The 18,462-nt window shown below is 64.3% G+C and carries 10 protein-coding genes; 3 read left to right on the forward strand and 7 right to left on the reverse strand.

What is annotated here, in order from left to right:
• Position 1: 1 nt before the first annotated feature.
• Both aspS and hisS read right to left on the reverse strand, forming a co-directional pair.
• On the reverse strand, positions 2–1,804 hold the full coding sequence (aspS, locus tag H3T89_RS06440) for an aspartate--tRNA ligase (RefSeq protein WP_198216671.1): 1,803 nt from the start codon (positions 1,802–1,804) through the stop codon (positions 2–4).
• A 39-nt stretch (positions 1,805–1,843) separates the two neighbouring features.
• Positions 1,844–3,229, reverse strand: coding sequence for a histidine--tRNA ligase (gene hisS / locus H3T89_RS06445; RefSeq protein WP_198203873.1), 1,386 nt, complete (start codon positions 3,227–3,229; stop codon positions 1,844–1,846).
• Positions 3,230–3,313: 84 nt separating this feature from the next.
• On the opposite strand from hisS, the gene H3T89_RS06450 reads away from it, so the two are divergent.
• Positions 3,314–4,855: a DUF349 domain-containing protein gene (locus H3T89_RS06450; protein ID WP_015021675.1), complete on the forward strand. Its 1,542-nt coding sequence runs from the start codon at positions 3,314–3,316 to the stop codon at positions 4,853–4,855.
• Between the two features lie 177 nt (positions 4,856–5,032).
• Here H3T89_RS06450 and H3T89_RS06455 read toward each other — a convergent pair whose 3' ends face one another.
• The 3 genes from H3T89_RS06455 to H3T89_RS06465 form a co-directional block, all read right to left on the reverse strand.
• Positions 5,033–7,393 carry a RelA/SpoT family protein gene (locus H3T89_RS06455; RefSeq protein WP_015021674.1) on the reverse strand — a complete coding sequence of 787 codons (2,361 nt, stop codon included), beginning with the start codon at positions 7,391–7,393 and terminating at the stop codon, positions 5,033–5,035.
• Positions 7,394–7,476: 83 nt separating this feature from the next.
• Positions 7,477–7,941: a dUTP diphosphatase gene (gene dut, locus H3T89_RS06460; protein WP_015021673.1), complete on the reverse strand. Its 465-nt coding sequence runs from the start codon at positions 7,939–7,941 to the stop codon at positions 7,477–7,479.
• On the reverse strand, positions 7,941–8,234 hold the full coding sequence (locus H3T89_RS06465; RefSeq protein ID WP_015021672.1) for a DUF4193 domain-containing protein: 294 nt from the start codon (positions 8,232–8,234) through the stop codon (positions 7,941–7,943). The genes dut and H3T89_RS06465 overlap by 1 nt, the downstream gene beginning before the upstream one ends.
• 167 nt (positions 8,235–8,401) lie before the next feature.
• On the opposite strand from H3T89_RS06465, the gene sepH reads away from it, so the two are divergent.
• Complete coding sequence (sepH, locus tag H3T89_RS06470; protein WP_198216559.1) at positions 8,402–9,481, forward strand: septation protein SepH; 1,080 nt, start codon at positions 8,402–8,404, stop codon at positions 9,479–9,481.
• On the opposite strand, the gene H3T89_RS06475 is transcribed toward sepH, so the two are convergent.
• A complete protein-coding gene (locus H3T89_RS06475) occupies positions 9,482–10,705 on the reverse strand; it encodes an alkaline phosphatase family protein (RefSeq protein WP_015021670.1) in 1,224 nt (407 codons plus the stop codon).
• A 113-nt stretch (positions 10,706–10,818) separates the two neighbouring features.
• On the opposite strand from H3T89_RS06475, the gene H3T89_RS06480 reads away from it, so the two are divergent.
• Positions 10,819–13,455 (forward strand): DNA gyrase/topoisomerase IV subunit A, encoded by a 2,637-nt coding sequence (locus H3T89_RS06480; protein ID WP_198216672.1) that lies wholly within the window; start codon positions 10,819–10,821, stop codon positions 13,453–13,455.
• A 17-nt stretch (positions 13,456–13,472) separates the two neighbouring features.
• Here H3T89_RS06480 and H3T89_RS06485 read toward each other — a convergent pair whose 3' ends face one another.
• Positions 13,473–18,422 carry an ATP-dependent helicase gene (locus tag H3T89_RS06485; protein WP_198216560.1) on the reverse strand — a complete coding sequence of 1,650 codons (4,950 nt, stop codon included), beginning with the start codon at positions 18,420–18,422 and terminating at the stop codon, positions 13,473–13,475.
• Positions 18,423–18,462 lie beyond the last annotated feature (40 nt).

Raw genomic sequence — 18,462 nt, forward strand, 5'->3', positions numbered from 1 at the left:
CTCAGTCGGCATCCTCCTGATCCGGCTCCCAGTCCACACCGGTCTCGGCGCGTTGCTGGTCGGAGATGGGAGCCGGGGCTCCGGTCATGGGATCCTGGCCGCCGCCGGACTTGGGGAAGGCGATGACATCACGGATGGAGTCGGCTCCCGTCAGGATCTGTGCGGTCCTGTCCCAGCCGAAGGCGATGCCCGCATGGGGCGGGGCGCCGTACTTGAAGGCATCCAGCAGGAAGCCGAACTTCTCCTGGGCCTCCTCGGGACCGATGCCCAGCACCTTGAAGATCCGGTCCTGAATGTCGTCGCGGTGGATACGCACCGAGCCGCCGCCCATCTCCTCACCGTTGCAGACGATGTCGTAGGAGTCGCTCATGGCGTGCTCGGGATCCTTGTCGAAGCGGTCGATCCAATCGGCCGAGGGCATGGTGAAGGGGTGGTGCATGGAGGTCCACTTGGAATGGCCCACTGCCACATCGTCATCGTCCGGGTCGTCAGTGGGCTTGAAGAGCGGGAAGTCCACCACCCAGGTCAGGGCGAATTCGTCGGGCTTGAGCAGCCCCTGGCGACGGGCGATCTCCACACGGGCCGCACCCAGCAGGGTCTGCGAGGCCTCACGGGGACCGGCGGCGAAGAAGACGGCATCTCCATCCGAGGCTCCCACAGCCTCCTTGAGACCCTGACGCTCAGCATCGGACAGGTTCTTGGCCACGGGGCCCTTGAGGGTACCGTCGCCGGTGAACTGGACGTATGCCAGACCCTTGGCACCCCGCTGGCGGGCCCACTCCTGCCAGGCATCGAACTGCCTGCGGGGCAGGTTGGCCGCACCCTGGTAGACCACGGCGCCTACATAAGGTGCCTGGAAGACCCGGAAGGGCGTGTCCTTGAAGTAGTCGGTCAGCTCGACGATGGGGTTGCCGAAGCGCAGGTCAGGCTTGTCGGAGCCATACTTGTCCATGGCCTCCTGCCAGCTGATCCTGGGGATGGGCAGGCTGACCTCGAATCCCGCAGCCTTCCAGACCTCGGCGATGACCTGCTCGGCCATGGCCATGACGTCCTCCTGGGAGGCGAAGCTCATCTCGATGTCCAGTTGCGTGAACTCGGGCTGCCTGTCGGCACGGAAGTCCTCGTCGCGGTAGCAACGGGCGATCTGGTAGTAACGCTCGAAGCCACCCACCATCAGCAGCTGCTTGAGCAGCTGGGGGGACTGCGGCAGGGCATACCAGGACCCGGGCACCAGACGTGCCGGCACCAGGAAGTCTCGGGCACCCTCAGGGGTGGACTTGATCAGGGTCGGCGTCTCGATCTCACAGAAGTCCATCTTGTCCAGGGCGGCACGGGCGGCACGGTTCATGGCGGCCCTCAGACGGATGTTGTGCTGCATGGATGGCCGACGCAGGTCCAGATAACGGTAGCGCAGCCTCACATCCTCGCCGGGCAGCTTGTTCTCGGCCTCGTTCTCCAGGGCTGTGGACACCTGGAAGGGCAGGGCGGCCGACTTGGCCAGAACCTCGATCCTGTCGGCCACGATCTCGATGTGCCCGGTGGACAGGTGCTCGTTGTCATTGCCCTCGGGGCGTTCGCGAACCTTGCCGGTGACCTGGATCACGTACTCGCTGCGCAGGGGGCGGGCCTCTTCCTCGTCATAGATGACAATCTGCACCAGACCGGAACGGTCACGCAGGTCGATGAAGGCCACGCCTCCATGATCACGGCGGCGGTCCACCCACCCGGCCACCGTCACCTGGCGACCGACCATATCTTCAGTGACATCCGTGGCGTAGCTCGTTCTGTAAGCCGACTGGCCCATGCTTTCCTGTACCTCCATAATGCTCGGCCTGCCCCTGCGTCAGGCCTGGTATTCCACACTCTGCCGGGCATACAGGCTATCCGGCGTCCACGACACCAGGTCAGCAGGAATCTGTTCGCCGGTAATGATGTTCTTGACCTGGTCGCCCTCCTGCTGGCCCTCCTTGGCTGGGAACCAGACATAGGGGATGCCCAGGTGGTCGGCATAGCGGATCTGCTTGCCGATCTTGGCCGCGGTGGGAGCCACATCAGCGGCAATCCCCCGGGCACGCAGGTCCTGGGCGATGTGGTTGCTGAGTGTGCGATCCTCCTCGTCCCAGACAGCGACCATGACCGCCGCCGGTGAGACCCGGGAGGCCTGGACCCCCCGGGCCAGCAGGTAGGAGAGCAGACGTGAGAGCCCGATGGACAGCCCCACACCGGGATAGGTGCGGTTGCCCTGGCTGGCCAGGTTGTCATAGCGGCCGCCGGAGCAGATGGAACCCAGGGACTGCGCCCCCTCCAGGAAGGTCTCGTAGACCGAGCCGGTGTAGTAATCCAAACCACGGGCAATTTTCAGATCGGCGATGACCGAGCCCGGCCGGATGCGGGCGGCCTCGTCGATGATCATGGCCAGCGTCCCCAGTCCTTCAATGGCCAGAGCGTATGAAGGAGACTGCTTGTCGATGCCAACCTTGTCGACAAGGGCATCGAACCGCTGACGCAGCTGCTTGCCATCGTCGGCGGTCAGCTCGGCCAGATCCAGGCAGGCTCTGGCCTGGTCTTCATCGGCGCCGCATTCACTGACCAGCAGGCTGGCCACCTCGTCAGGGCCGATCTTGTCCAGCTTGTCGATCTCGCGCAGGACGCCCTCGACGTCCTCCAAGCCCAGACCCCGGTAGAATCCCTCGGAAAGCTTGCGGTTGTTGGCATGCACCGTGGGCTTGGGAAGTCCAAAGGCCCGCAGCTCCTCCAGGGCGCTCAGCATGACCAGGGGCACCTCGACCTCATAGTGGTCGGGCAGCTCCCCATTGCCGATCACGTCAATATCGGCCTGGACGAACTCCCTGAACCGTCCCTCCTGGGGGCGCTCCCCCCGCCAGACCTTCTGAATCTGCCAGCGCTTGAAGGGGAAGGTCAAGTCGTTGCTGTGCTCCACCACGTAACGGCTCAGAGGCACAGTCAGGTCAAAATGCAGGCCCAACCGGCGTTCCACCGGCACATCCTTTTCCTGACCCAGATCCTGAAGGCGGGAGAGCAGGTAGATCTCCTTGCTGGTCTCCCCCTTCTTGAGCAGGCTGGATCCCTCTTCCACGGCCCTGGTCTCAATGCCGATGTAGCCGTTTAACTCAAAGACCTTGCGGAGCGTGTCGAGGATTCGCTGCTCCACCACTCTTTGCGAAGGAAGCCATTCAGGGAAACCGGATAGAGATGTGCCTTTTGCCATAAGAACCTATACTATAGGAGGTCAAGGAAAATGGTATTGCCATATTTTGCGATCTCTCCAACACACAAGCCTAAGGAGCTGGCCATGGCCGACAACACCGCCATCACACCCGAGAATACCCCGACACCGCAGGAGGAGCACACCGCGGACGCGGAGGGCCAGGTCGCTGCTGCGACGACGCCCGAAGCCGGGCAGGAACAGGCTGCCCCCGGACAGACGGCACAGGTACCGGCTGAGCCCCAGCCTGCAACCGCCGAAGCGCCTGCTCCAGCACCAGCACCTGCCGCGCCTAAGCCGGCAAAGCCCAAGGCAGTCCCCTCGCCAGCAGCTCTGGCCCACAAGGCCCCTCACGTCAAGGCCGCCCCGGCCGCTCCCACCTACAGCCAGGAAGAGATTGAGAAGGCAGAAGCCTTCGGCAGGGTGGACGAGCAAGGCAACGTCTTCGTTCGCGAGGGCGACCAGGAACGCCAGGTGGGCCAGTTCCCCAACGCTGATGCCAAGGAGGCCCTGAACCTCTATGCCCGCCGATACCTGGACCTCAAGGAGAAGCTGAACCTCTTCGCCTCCAGGCTGCGCAGCCCCAAGATCAAGGCCCACGAGATCGACGAGTCCATTACCTCGCTCAAGGAGGAGACCGACAAGCCCGAGGCGGTCGGTGACCTCGCCGCCCTGCGTACGCAGCTGGATCAGCTGGCTGAACAGGGGAAGGCCCGCAAGGATGAGCTGGCGCAGGCCCGCAAGGACGCCATGGCCAAGGCCATCAAGGAGCGGACCGCCATTGTAGAGAAGGCCGAAGAGCTGGCCGCATCCCTGGGCGACTCCACCAACTGGCGTTCCACGGCGGACAAGTTCCGTTCCCTCTTCGAGCAGTGGCAGCAGCACCAGCGCACCACCATCCGTATCGACAAGGCCGACGCGGACGCACTCTGGAAGCGCTTCTCATCCGCCCGTACCACCTTCAACCAGGCCCGCCGCAAGTGGGCGCAGCAGCGTGATGCCCAGCGGTCCGAGACCAAGCGGATCAAGGAGGAGATCATCGCCGAGGCCGACCAGATCAAGGACTCGACCGACTGGGGACCCACCTCCCACCAGTTCAATGAGCTCATGGACCGCTGGAAGCAGGCCGGACGGGCAGGACGCCAGGATGATGACGCCCTCTGGGCTCGGTTCCGTCAGGCCGCGGATGTCTTCTTCAACGCCCGTCAGGCCGACCGTGACAAGACTTCGGTCAACGAGCGGGAGAACCTGACCAAGAAGGAGGCCTTGGTGGCCAAGGCCGAAGCCCTGCTGCCCGTCAAGGACACCAAGGCCGCCAAGCAGGCCCGGCAGGAACTGGCCAAGATCCAAGAGGAATGGGACGCCATCGGCTTCGTCCCCCGTGACGACGTGCGTCGGATCGAGGGCAGGATGGATGCCGTAGACCGGCAGATCAAGGCCGTGGAGGATGCCGCCTGGAATCAGTCCGACCCCGAGGCCGATGCCCGCGTCTCCAGCTTCGAGCAGCAGCTGGCCACTCAACTTGAGGATTTGGACCGGCGGATCGCCGCCGAGCAGGATCCGGCCAAGAGACAGGAGCTTGAAGCCGAGAAAGCCACCAAGGAGCAATGGATGAACGCCGTGCGCTAATCACCCATTTCCGCTGGTAGGACCCCCGGCTTGGTCATTGACCGCCGGGGGTTCTTCTGTAATCACCGTTAATAACCGTCTATCAGATTCCGGCACAGCAGATTTTCAAGGCCGGGAGCAAGTGATTGGTTCGAAAGAACGGTATGAAGGACGCCGTCACAAGAGCGCAGAGGAAGGTCAGATGGCCCGCATATGGGGACTGGTCGAGCCTTTGGCTCCGGTGAGCCGGTAGGCATCGAAGACCCCATCGATTTTCCTGACGGCCGACAGGAGTGTGTTCAGATGCTGGGGGTCGCCCATCTCGAAGACAAACTGGCTGACGGCCACCCGATCACGGCCTGTGGACTGGCTGCCCGACAGAATGTTGACCCCATGGTCGGACAGCACCTGGGTGATGTCCGAGAGCAGGTGTGGCCTGTCCAGGGCCTCCACCTGGATCTGGACCATAAAAGTGCCCTGTTTGCCCGTCCAGGCGACCTCGATGATCCGTTCGGGCTGCTTTTTGCGCAACTCCAGCAAATTCTGACAGTCGGACCGGTGAACCGAGACCCCCTGGTTGCGGGTGATGAACCCGGTGATAGGGTCTCCCGGCACTGGGGTGCAGCAACGGGCCAGTTTGACCCAGACATCGTCCACGCCCTTGACCGAGATGCCCTGGGAAGTCTCCGGCCGACTGGACTTGGTAACCCGCTGCAGGGGGATGGCCTCCTGCTCCACCTCGTCCTCAAGGGCTGACCGGCCAGCGTCATGGACCAGACGCGAAATCACGTTCTGGGTGGAGACCTGTCCATCGCCAATGGCGGCATAGACCGCATTCTCATTGGGATAATTGAGCTCGTCAGCAGCTCCCACCATGGCTTCGGGGGTCAGCAGGGTGGCCACGGGAAGGTTCCGCTTGCGCATGGCGCGGATCAGCTCGTCCTTGCCCTCCTCGATGGTTTCCGAACGGCGCTCCTTGCTGAACCACTGACGGATCTTGCTGCGGGCACGGGGGCTCTTGGCGAAACTGAGCCAGTCGCGCGAAGGCCCATCGGTGTCCGACTTGCTGGTCAGAATCTCCACCGTGTCCCCGTTGCGCAGCTTGGTGTCCAGAGGAACCAGACGGCCGTTGACACGCGCGCCCATGGTTCTGTGGCCCACCTCGGTGTGGACGGCATAAGCGAAGTCCACGGGTGTGGAGTCGGCCGGCAGGGAGATGATCTTGCCCTTGGGGGTGAACACATAGACCTCGGCCGCGCCCAGGTCATCCTTGAGGGAGCCCAGGAACTCGTTGGAGTCCGGAGTCTCGCTGGTCCAGTCGGCCAGCTGCTGGATCCAGGTCAGGTTGTCCTCCTGGCTCAGCTCCTTATCCTGGCGCTCACGCTTGACATCGGACTTGTCCGGCTGGGAAAGCTCGCGGCCGGCGGAACCGTTCTCCTTGTACTTCCAGTGGGCGGCGATGCCGAACTCGGCACGTCGGTGCATCTGCCAGGTACGGATCTGAATCTCGACCGGCTTGCCACCCGGACCCACCACAGTAGTGTGCAGGGACTGGTAGCGGTTGGTCTTGGGCATGGCGATATAGTCCTTGAACCGCCCAGGCACCGGGCTCCACCGGGCATGGACGGCGCCCAGGGCCGCATAGCAGTCACGGATGGTGTCCACGATGATGCGCACCCCGACCAGGTCATAGATGTTGGCGAAATCGTGCCCACGCACGATCATCTTCTGGTAGATGCTGAAATAGTCCTTGGGCCGCCCGGTCACCTGGGCCTTGATGCCCTGGGCATCCAAATCTTCATGGATCTCGTCCAGGATCTGCTGCAGGTAGACCTCACGCTGGCCGGCCCTGCGGGAGACCAGGACCACGATCTCGTTGTAGATCTTGGGATAGAGGGTCTTGAAGCTGAGCTCCTCCAGCTCGGTCTTGATGGCGTTCATGCCCAGTCGGTTGGCGAGGGGCGCATAGACGTCCAGGGTCTCGCGGGCCTTGCGCTGGGCTGATGAAGCCTTGACGTAGCGCCAGGTGCGGGCGTTGTGGACCCGGTCGGCCAGCTTGACCACCAGGACGCGAACATCCCGGCTCATGGCCACGATCATCTTGCGGATGGTCTCGGCCTGGGCCGAATCGCCGTAGTCCATCTTCGATATTTTGGTGACCCCGTCCACCAGCCCGGCCACCGTGTCGCCGAACTCGTCCCGGCACTGATCCAGGGTGTAGTCGGTGTCCTCCACAGTGTCATGCAGAAGACCGGCCGAGACCACCGTGGGCCCCATACCCAGGTCGGCCAGAATCTGGGCTACAGCCAGTGGATGGATGATGTATGGTTCGCCGGACTTTCGCCTCTGGTCGGCATGCTGGACCACGGCCCGATCGTAGGCACGCTGAAGCATGGACAGGTCCTCATCGGGATGATGGGCGGAGCAAATCTCCCAGATGGGCATCAGGGGGTTGAGCGGATCGTCGCTGACCTCACAGCCCAGGGCTCTGGAGGACAAGCCAGAAGGGGCCTGATCGCCGACATCATTGCTACAGACGCTGCCCTCCTGAGTGACCATTCAAGCCTCCAATGTCCCGATATAATGCACCAATCCTACACTTCCGCATAGCCCATTCGGGTCGCTCGTGTCCGCAGGGTGCATCAGCGGCCGGTCGAGCCGAATCCGCCATCCGAACGCACCGAGCCGGGCAGGCGTTCAGCGGGCACGAAACGGGCCTGCACGTAGCGCTGGATGACCAGCTGGGCGATGCGCTCCCCAGGCTCGAAGTGAACCGAGTCATGCGGATCAAGGTTGATCAGCGGCACCTTGATCTCGCCCCTGTACCCGGCATCGATGGTCCCGGGCGCGTTGAGCACGGTCACACCCATTTTGACCGCCAGTCCTGAACGGGGATGGACCAGGCCGACGTAGCCGTTGGGCAGGGCCAGGGCGACGCCGGTAGGCACCAAGGCCCGCTGGAAGGGGGCCAGATCCACGGCCACCCTGGCTCGAAGATCGGCCCCCGCGTCACCGGGCATGGCGTATTTCGGCATGTCGGCCCCGTCCAAGGACTGGAACAGAACCTCGACCGTTTCAGGCTCGTTGTAGGACTCGTCATAGGCCATCAGGCGGCGCATTCCTTGCAGACTGGCTTGCCGTCGGATGTGGTGTAGGCCAGCTGGCTCCGATGCTTGACCAGGAAGCAGCTGGAGCAGATGAATTCATCGCCCTGCATGGGGATGACGGTCACCGAGGAGTCTTCATTGCTCAGGTCAGCGCCCGGAAGCTCATAGTCCTCGGCAATGGCGTTCTCGTCGTCATCCAGGTCAGCCCCGGAATCCTGCCCGCTCTTGCCAAGCTCCTGCAGGGATTCCTCGTCGTCATCCTTGTCTCGCGGGGTATCGTAATCCTGTGCCATCGTGTACCCTTTCCTTGTTCGGCCAGTCACCTCGTATACCGGTCATTCCACACGATATGTACTGCGCATAGGATACACGATTTCAAAAGCACGTAAAATACCAACCGTAGGGCACAATGGAAATACCTGAGGCCGTGTAAAGGAACCGTAAGAGGATAGGGGCGTGCATGTCTGAGAATGGGACCAGGATGGCCAGCTTTGACCATGTCGACGACAGGGGCGATCTGGTCTTCGTCTGTGACCACCGGCACTTCGCCGTACGGGTCGACGATGCGCTTGATCGCGCCATTCTTGAGGCCAAGCAGGTCAAGGAAGAAGAGGACGTGGATCCTCAGACAGGCAAGTCCAAGCCCCTGCCTGTCTCTGCCATCCAGGCGGCTGTGCGTGCCGGCGCCCGCCCCGAACAGGTGGCTCAGCAATACGCTGTCAACGAAGCCTTGGTACGGCGTTTCGCGGCCCCGGTGGAGACCGAGAAGAAGTACGCCATCGAGCAGTTCCTGACCATGCCGGCGCCCAAGGGATCAGGCGGGCGAAACTACCAGGAACTGATAGGCAAGGTGCTGGCCCGTGCGGGGGTCAGCCTGGCACAGGTTTCCTGGCAGGCCACCAGACGAGGGTACGAACCCTGGAACATCAACGGCGTGTTCACGCTGGACAAACGGATTTTCAACGCCCGCTGGGCCTGGAACATGCATGACAACACCGTTACCTGTCTGAACGGGGCTGCCAGGATGCTGCTGGATGATTCCGAAGACGGCCATGGACAGGAGCGACCCGCCTTGGATCAGGGCCCTGCCGAAGAGATCGACGACCAGACCGACAAGCGGCCTCCAAGCCAGGAGGACGCCTTTGCTCAAATCGAAGAAGACGACACCGGATCGGTGGGCCAGGTGAACGGAGAGCGTCAGGCGGCGCTCACGGCCTGGCTCTATGGCAAGCCCAAGGAAGGACAGGACCAGACAGTTGACCGGGAGCCCAACCACCCCCATGCCGAGCTGACCGAGGACCCCGATACGGCCGAGCATCCTCCCATCAGGGACAATGAATCCACAATGGTCCTGCCGGTGCAGAGCCATGGACAGGTCCAGGCTGGCCATGAGCAGCCCGAGCAGCAGGATCAAGGCGATGATGCCAGTAAGGATGAGCAGGAGGACGAGACCAAGGATGGTCGCAGCAGCAGGCGGGCCAAAAAACACTCCGGGCGGTCGGCCGTACCCAGCTGGGATGAGATCCTCTTCGGCAAGTAGTCAGACCAGATCGATCAGGCAGGGAATCTGTGTCTCAAGACGGGTCCAAGAACCATGGACGCCAGGCAGCCTGGTCGCCGCATCAGTCTGGTCAGCCGAATTCACCAGGGTGACCCGGTCACCGGCCAGAACAATAATGTCGCCGATCATGGGACGAATACGGGCATCGACAGGACCGAAGATTCCCCGTTCAATGGCCTGGTCCCGGGTCAGCACCCAGGCCCGCTCCCCCAGATGCTCCTGCCAGCGTGCAGCCACGACCTGGGGATCCACCCCCGGATCCAAATAGAGCATGACAGCCCTGGGTTCGCCGCCCACCAATCTCACATCTCGGTTCAACTCCGGGTCCTGGGCTATGTCGATGCGCTGGTCCGGATCGGCTTCGACCATGCCGTGATCGGCTACGATCACCGTCAGTGTCCCGGCGGGCAGTCGGCGGTGGAGCTCAGCCAGCTGGGCATCGGTCGCTTCAAGAGCGGCCACCCATTCTTCGCCCTCCCAGCCGCTGTGATGGCCCACCTTGTCCACATCGCGGATGTAAAGATAGGTCAGTCCCGGCTGGCGGGCAGCCTGACAGGCGGCCAGGAGACGCTGACGGGAGTGGTTGTGAGCCAGGTACTCCCCACCACGTAGAGCCGCACGTGTCAGGGCGGAGTCACGAAAACGCGGCAGGCCCGAGGATGTAACACGAACCCCCTGCGCCTGGAGGGTCTCGAAGACCGTGGGACGGCGCTGCAGGCGCTCGGGATCCTGAGCCCCCCTGAACTGGATCATCTGGCTCAGCTGGCCGGTGTCGGGGTTCAGCTGGGTGTAGCCGGTCATGCCGGTCAGCCCAGGACAGGTTCCGGTGCCGAAGACCCCCATGGCGGCCACGGTCGTCGAAGGCAGGCTGGTGCAGAGGGGACGCTGGTTGATGGGTTCGGACAGCAGCGAGCGCAGGTAGGGCACATGGCCCTGGCGGCTGACCAGGTTCCAGAATCCCAAACCGTCCACCAGGACGACGACCACCGACCGAGCATCCGGCAGTCCCAGTGCCTCCTGGAGGGTCTTGGCAGAGGGGTGGACGTCGGTGGCCACGGGTGCTCCCAGGCAGGCGCTCAGGGCTGGCAGAACGGCGGACAGATGCCTGGCCCCGCCAACTTGCTTGTCCCCCGCCTGGTCCCCGTATCGGATAGGCGGACTCGGCTGCAGCAGTTCCTTCATGTCAGGTGTATCCAGACCCATGCTTTCCATTCAACCACGGTCAGACCCCAGGCCGACACCGGGGCCGAACAGGCACGCTTTGGCGGACCGTCCGGTTATCATAAGGCGGAACGTGAAGGAGCAGGAGCTTGAGCATGGCAACTCATCGCAGGAGCAAGGCGGCGGGGTACGACCCCCGGCAGGTCAAGGAGCACATCGTCGAAACCCCTCTGAACGAGGAGATGAGCAAGTCCTTCCTGGAATACGCCTACTCCGTCATCTACGCCAGGGCCCTGCCCGACGCCCGTGACGGACTCAAGCCGGTCCAGCGGCGAATCATCTACCAGATGGGGCAGATGAACCTCAACCCCGACCGCCCCTACATGAAGTCCGCCAGGGCCGTGGGCGAGGTCATGGGCAAGCTGCACCCCCATGGTGACTCATCCATCTATGAGGCCATGGTCCGTCTGGCCCAACCCTTCGCCATGCGTCTGCCTCTGGTCGACGGCCACGGCAACTTCGGGTCCCTGGACGACGGTCCTGCCGCCTCCCGTTACACCGAGGCCAGGCTGGCCCCGGCGGCCCTGGGCATGAACGCCGACATCGACCAGGACACGGTGGACTTCTCCCCCAACTACGACAACAAGCTCAAGGAGCCCCAGGTCCTGCCCTCGGCCATCCCCAACCTGCTGGTCAACGGTGCCTCGGGCATCGCCGTAGGCATGGCCACCAACATGATCACCCACAACCTGAGCGAGGTGGTGGCCGCCGCCAAGTATCTGATGGCCCACCCGGACGCAGGGCTGGACGAACTCATGCGCTACCTGCCCGGCCCGGATCTGCCCGGCGGCGGGATCATCGTGGGACGGGACGGCATCCGCAAGGCCTACGAGCATGGCAGGGGAGCCTTCGTGACCAGGTCCGTCACCCATCTGGAGAACGTGACCGCCCGCAAGAAGGCCATCGTGGTCACCGAACTGCCCTTCATGGTGGGCCCCGAGCGGGTTCTGGAGCGCATCTCCGAGGGTGTGCGCAACCACAAGCTGGAGGGCATTTCCAGCGCCATCGACCTGACCGACCGGCACAACGGGACCCGCCTGGTCATCGAGATCAAGACGGGATTCGACCCGGCAAAGGTTCTGGGCAAGCTTTTCAAGTACACGCCCCTGGAGGACTCCTTCACCATCAACAACGTGGCCCTGGTCCACGGACGGCCCAGAACCATGGGGCTCAAGGAGCTGCTGGAGGTCTGGGTGGAGCACCGGCGCACGGTCATCCATCGGCGCAGCGAGTTCCGACGCAGGAAGGCCCTGGAGCGTTTGCACCTGGTCGAGGGGCTCCTGCTGGCCCTGGTCGACATCGACGAGGTCATCCAGGTCATCCGCGGCTCGGACGATGCTGATGCGGCCAAGACCAGGCTGATGGCGGTCTTCGACCTGGATCAGACCCAGGCCCAGTACATTCTTGACCTGCGTCTGCGGCGGTTGACCAAGATGAGCAGAATCGAGCTGGAGGGCGAGCGAGACGACCTCAACAAGCAACTGGAGGAGCTGGAACGGATTCTGGGCTCCTCGGCCGAGCTGGACCGGGTGGTCATCCAGGAGATGGACCAGGCGGTGGCCCAGTGGGGCACACCCAGGCGCACGGTCATCCTGGACCAGGAGCCCTCCGGAGACCTGGCCCCCGTGCAGTCAGCAGCAGCCGGCGATCAGCAGACCCCTCAGCAGACCTCCGGCAAGGCCGGTGCTGGTTCACAGGCTACGCTGCTGGCCAGCGGAGGAACCAGCCGCGGCAGTGATGGCGGCGACATGCACATGGAGGACAAGCCCTGTACGGTCATGATGAGCGCCACCGGCCTGCTGGCACGCAGCACTCCGGGCGCCCTGGACGCCTGGCGGTCTCGGCCGCGCAACCAGGACCGGGGGCATGACGACCAGATCATCGCCATATTCGCCACCACCACCCTGGCCACCTACGGCCTGGTCACCACAGCTGGACGGCTGATCACCGCTCCCGTGGCCGACCTGCCGCTGATCCCGGCCACCGCCAACCCCAATTTGAGCGGAGGCATCGTGGCCGACGAGCTCCTGGGCGGGACCGCCAGCACCGAACCCCAGGCCGACGAGCATGCCATCACCGTCATCGACATGGCCGACTCCCGGCCCCTGGCCCTGGGAACACGCCTGGGCACGGTCAAGCGCTGGAACCGCGAGTCGCCGACCACCATGGACTCCTGGACGGTCATCGACCTGAAGGACGACGACCAGGTGGTCTTCGCAGCTCCCTGCCAGGACGGGGACCGCATGGTGATCATCTCCTCTGATGCCAGCCTGTTGACTTTCACGGGAGACAAGGTCCGACCCCAGGGACGCAATGCAGCCGGCATGGCGGGCATCCGTCTGGCCCAGGGCTGCCAGGTCGCCACCTTTACAGTCGTGCCGGCCGGAGAGATCGGCTGGACCTATCAGGAGACCGGCGAGAACGGCATGAGCACCCAGGCCGGAGCGGTGGTCCTGACCGTGGCCGGCGACTCCGAGGCCCTGCCCGGCACCGAGAACGGGTCGGCCAAGCTGACTCCGCTGGAGATGTATCCGGTCAAGGGCCGCGGGACTCGCGGCGTGCGCTCCCAGCGCTTCCTCAAGGGTCAGGACACCCTGCTGCTGGCCCGGGTTGGCACCTGGCCACTGCACGCCAGCACCGCCGCCGGCTCGCCGGTCGAGCTGCCCGACGTGGACATGCGCCGGGACGCATCCGGCCAGGAGCTGGCAGCTCCCATCGCCTTCGTGGCTTGAGGGCACCCAGTGAAGACTCAGTAGAGGGCCATGCCGCCTGGCCCGGCCGTGAACCCGGCTGCGGCCATGGCCATGCCCACCGGTTCACGCATGGTCAGGGGGCGGCCATTGGCATCGCTGAAGAGGATGCGTCCCTGCCCCTCCCGCCTCAGCCATGAGGCCAGCTGGACGAAGGCGGCCTCCAGCAATCCACGCTCGGGCTTACCGAAAACCAGCACATGATGCCCCTTGGGCGCCGCATGGACCAGGGCACGGCCTCGATTCTGCACCACAAGGTTTCCCGCCCGCCGGGTGGGTCGACCACCGGCATCCCCGGATGATATGGAGGGCCAGGCAAGGGCCGTGCCATAGAGGTTGGCAGGATCGGTCACATCCATGACCACCGGCTCGGGAGGCCGCCGCTCCAATCCGCCATCACCATTGTGCTCATCCTCTTGGAAGCCTCTGAGCTGGTCAATCACCTCCCGGGGGGCGAACTGGGCGCCGCCAAAACCATCCACGATGACTCCACGTGTCAGTTGGCCGGCCTCCTCCATGCGTCTGCAAACCTGATAGAGCGCCGAGAATCCACCAGGGAGGGACCGTACCTCAGGCAGGACCGGAGCCAGGAGCCCATAGCGATCCAGGATGGCTTGCCCCTCGTGAACAAGGCGGACGGTACGCTGCCGGTCACCATCCCGGCTGCCTCTCGATTTGTCGCTTGGATTGGCCACGCCGGTGCCCGCTGCACTTTCTGCTACTCCGCGCTCATCCGCAACCAGGGTCCAGAATCCCTCCTCCGCCGCTGACAGCGCCAAGGAGCCAGCCGTCCGTCTTAAGGCTGCGCGACCCACGGTCCTGCTGCGTCCACGAAGACCATGAGGCAAACGGCGGGCCCTCCCCGATGGCAGCGGACCCGATCCTCGGACCAGTCGCCGGACCGGAGCCAGGGAGGTGTTGGTGACCAATCCACGCCTGACCAGATCCCAGAGCGACCGGGCCAAAGCCTCCTGATCGGAAGCTTCAGAATCAAAGGATTCAGAATCAGGGGACTCAATGTCATTCCCGCCCCGGCTGGCACAGGCGCGCAGAAGGCGATCGAACCGGTAGGCTCCCCCGTCGTCCAAGACACCCAGCAGGGTCTCTTCCAGATTGCCTGGGTTGCCCGACTTGCCGGCCTCATCCGTTACTGGTTGAGAACCGGCAGCTTGTGCCGGAAACTCCTCATCCAGGTCCTCGGCCAGATAAAAGGTCATGGCTCCCAGAGGCCCCTCGCCCTGGTCGGACCCCACCCAGACCACCTGGCCCGAGGCCAGCAGATCGTCCATCAATGCGGGACCGTAATCACGCACCCTGGCCGGGAAGATGGCCGACTCCCAGAGCACAGGCGGCAGGTCCAGACCTTCCAGCTGCCCCACCACCTCCAGAAGCCCCTCGGTGCCCATCAGGGGCTCCTGGCCGAGGGGTGCCAGACCCTGCCGATGAAGAAGAAAATCGCTGTAGACATGGCCGGGGACGGGACTGGCGGCCTTGCTGGCCTTGGCCAGGGACCTCGAGCGCAACCGACGGAAGACCTCGGGATCCAGCCACCCTCGGCGGGGTTCGCCTCCCTCCCATCCAGGCTCGCCATAGGCACTCAGGTCAGGCCGAGGGAAGACCCCGGTCATAAGCAGCTCGCGTGCGGTCAGGGAACGCAATCTGTCCTCCAAGGGAGCACTTCCCAGGCCCAGGTGACCAGACAGGTCCTGGGTGGTGAATGGCCCATGGACCGCAGCGTATTGCCTGACCAGCTGGTCGAAGGCATCACTGTCTGATTCAGATTCCTTTATTGACTGGGGCGATGTCCGGATGCCTGGGCCCAGGACCGCTGCCAGCCGCCCTGCCTGGCCGGCCCATACCCAGCAGTCGCGTGTACCCAGCCTGACCCGAACCACCCTGGACTGGGCCTGCAGCTCCTCCAGCATGGCACGGACCTGTGCCTCCGTCACCGGTTCGTCCTCCTGGCCGCGCACACGCCGACGAATCTCGGCCAGATCCATGGGGCCCAGGGTGCGCAAGAGGTCGGCCAGTCCTTCGGCCCCCTTGACCTGGGTCCTGGGCGAAAGCCGCTGCAGATCAGCGGTCACCTGGTCGACGGTCCCCTGGTCCAGGAGGTCAGCCATGTCCACCTGCCCGACCATCTGCTCCAGCAGGTCGGAGTCGATGGCCAGCATGGCGGAATCGCGCTCGGCCTTGGGCATGTCGTACTGGTACATGAAAGTCCCCAGGTAGCCGAAGAGCAGCCCTGAGGCCATGGGTGAGGGGGTCCGTGTGGAAGCCGGGACCAGACGGACGCTCCCCTGCTCCAGGTCGGCCATCAGCTCGCGCAGGGCAGGCATGTCGTAGACGTCCTGCAGGCACTCGCGCATGGTCTCCAGAACCAGGGGGAAGTCATCCTCCTTCAAAGCCGCGTCCAACAACCGAGAGGCCCGCAGACGCTGCTGCCAGAGCGGTACCCTGCGACCGGGCTCCATCCTGGGCATGTAGAGCGAGCGGGCTGCGCACTGGCGGAAACGGGACTGGAAGAGCGCTGAGCCCACCAGATGCCGTCGGACCTCGCGCTCTATCTGATCGGGGGTAAATCCGAATATTCGCTGATCTTCCAGGAAGGCATCAGTACCCGGAATCTGAACGACAATGCCGTCCTCCCCAGCCCAGACGGATCCGTCGTATCCGCGCTCACGGGAGAGCCGGGCGGCGACGGCCAGGGCCCAGGGCTCGTTGATCCTGCGGCCGTATGGCGAGTGAAGGATCAGCCTCAGGTCGCCCTCCTCGTTGGGGCAGCGCTCGACTACCAGATGCATGTCGTCCGGCACCTGGCCGGTGGAGACCTGCTGCTCAGCCAGAAAGGCGGCCATATTGTTGATGGCAGGACGGTCCAGACCGTCCTTCAAAAGACGAGAGTAGACGGCTTGGGTGAAGCCAGGCCGACCGGAGGCAGTCTGGACCGCCGGTATCAGGCCCTGGGACAATTCCCTGGCGAGCCTGCCCAGGCGACGGCCGAAGGCGGGGTCGCGACCGGTGCCCTCCCCGTGCCAGAAGGGCAGTCTTGCGGAGCGTCCCGGGGCGGGTACCACCACCACACGGTCACGGGTGATCTGCTGGATCCTCCAGGAGGTGGTGCCCAGGGTGATCACGTCCCCTTTGCGGGACTCGTAGACCATCTCCTCGTCCAGCTCCCCCACTCGCCGGGGCTTGCCGCCGGCGGCCTCTGAAGGCATGACCACGCTGTAGGAGCCACGGTCGGGAATGGTGCCTCCGGAGGTGACCGCCAGGCGTTGCGCACCGGGGCGGGCTGTCAATGTGCCGGTCTGGTGATCCCAGACCAGGATGGGGCGGAAGGCGGTGAAGTCCTGGGAGGTGTAGGCGCCGCTGAGCATACCCAGCACCGCCCGGTAGACCTGCTGGTCCAGGTGGGCGAAAGGAGCGGCCCGCCTGACCGTGGCCAGCCAGTCCTCCTCCTTGAGCGGTCCCATGGCAGCTGCGGCCACCGTCTGCTGAGCCAGAACATCCAGGGGGCTATTGGGCATGATGGTGGGCTCGATGTCGCCCTGGACCATGCTTTCCATGCTGGCCGTGCACTCCAGGATTTGCTCACGGGTCAGGGGGAAAAGCCTGGCCTGCGATACCCGACCTACCTGGTGGTCGGCCCGGCCCACGCGCTGCAGCCCCGAGGCGGTCGACAGCGGGGCATTGACCTGGATGACCAGATCGACCGAGCCCATATCGATGCCCAGCTCCAGGCTGGAGGTGGCTACCACACAGCGCAGTCGGCCGGCCTTGAGGTCGTCCTCAACCTGGCGTCGGCGTTCCTTGGATACCGAACCATGATGGGCCATGGCAATGGGTTGGTCGACAACCTGGCCGGAAGTCCTCCCGGAGGTGGACCCGGTGGCCGAATCATAGTGGGCTGGCTCCCCGACCTGCCCAGCCCTGGCCGTGGGCTCCTCTGTTTCAGGGGATAAATCTGGTTGGTCCTGCCCACTGCTGCCTCGGCTACGGTGTTTGGACTCTTGCAGATCGGACTGGTGCAGGTCGTTCAGCCGAGCGGTCAGGCGCTCGGCAAGGCCGCGGGAGTTGACGAAGACCAGGGTGGTGTGGTGGGACAGGATCTGATCCAGAATGGCCCGCTCGACGGCAGGCCAGATGGATCCGCTTCTTTGGTCGCCATTCTGCCCATCCTGGCCCGATTCCCCGGGCGGTGCAGCCAGATCGCCCATGTCCTCCAGGGGCTCGATCAGCCGCAGGTCCATGGCAGTGGACGACTTGGGCTGGATCAGGCTGACGTGACGGCTGCCGCCCAGAAAGCGTGCCACCTGTTCGGGCGGCCGGACCGTAGCCGACAGGCCGATCCGCTGCACGGGCCGTCCGACCAGGTCGTCCAGCCGCTCCAGGCTCAGCGCCAGATGAGCCCCGCGCTTGTTGCCCGCCAGAACATGGATTTCGTCCACAATAACGGTCTGGACGTTCCTCAGCGTGCTGGCCGTCTTTGAGGTCAGCATCAGATAGAGGGATTCTGGAGTGGTGACCAGAATATCCGGAGGATGGGCGGCCAGAGCCCTACGGCCGCGGGCGTCGGTGTCTCCGGTGCGGATGCCCGTCCGGACCTTGGGCGCTTTTCGTCCCTGTCGGGCAAAACGTTCGGCGATGCCCTCCAGTGGACCCTGCAGGTTGCGGGCCACGTCCGTCCCCAGGGCCTTCATGGGTGAAATATAGAGCACGGCGACCCCTGGTTTCCGAGAGCGCCGGGGCCTGGTCATGAGCTCGTCAATGGCCCAAAGAAAGGCGGCCAGGGTCTTGCCTGACCCGGTGGGCGATATGATCAGCGCATCGCCGCCTGAGCGGATGGCCGGCCAGGCCTGCACCTGGGTCGGCGTGGGCCCCTCGGGAAAGGCCCGGCGGAACCAGTCGGCAGTCTGCGGGGAGAAATTATCCAAGGGACCGTCCATATGCGTCACACTCCTCTCCCCGCCTCCCTGCGCCCTGCTG

The organism is Bifidobacterium sp. W8114, assembly GCF_016101165.1.
Classification (GTDB): Bacteria; Actinomycetota; Actinomycetes; order Actinomycetales; family Bifidobacteriaceae; genus Bombiscardovia; species Bombiscardovia asteroides.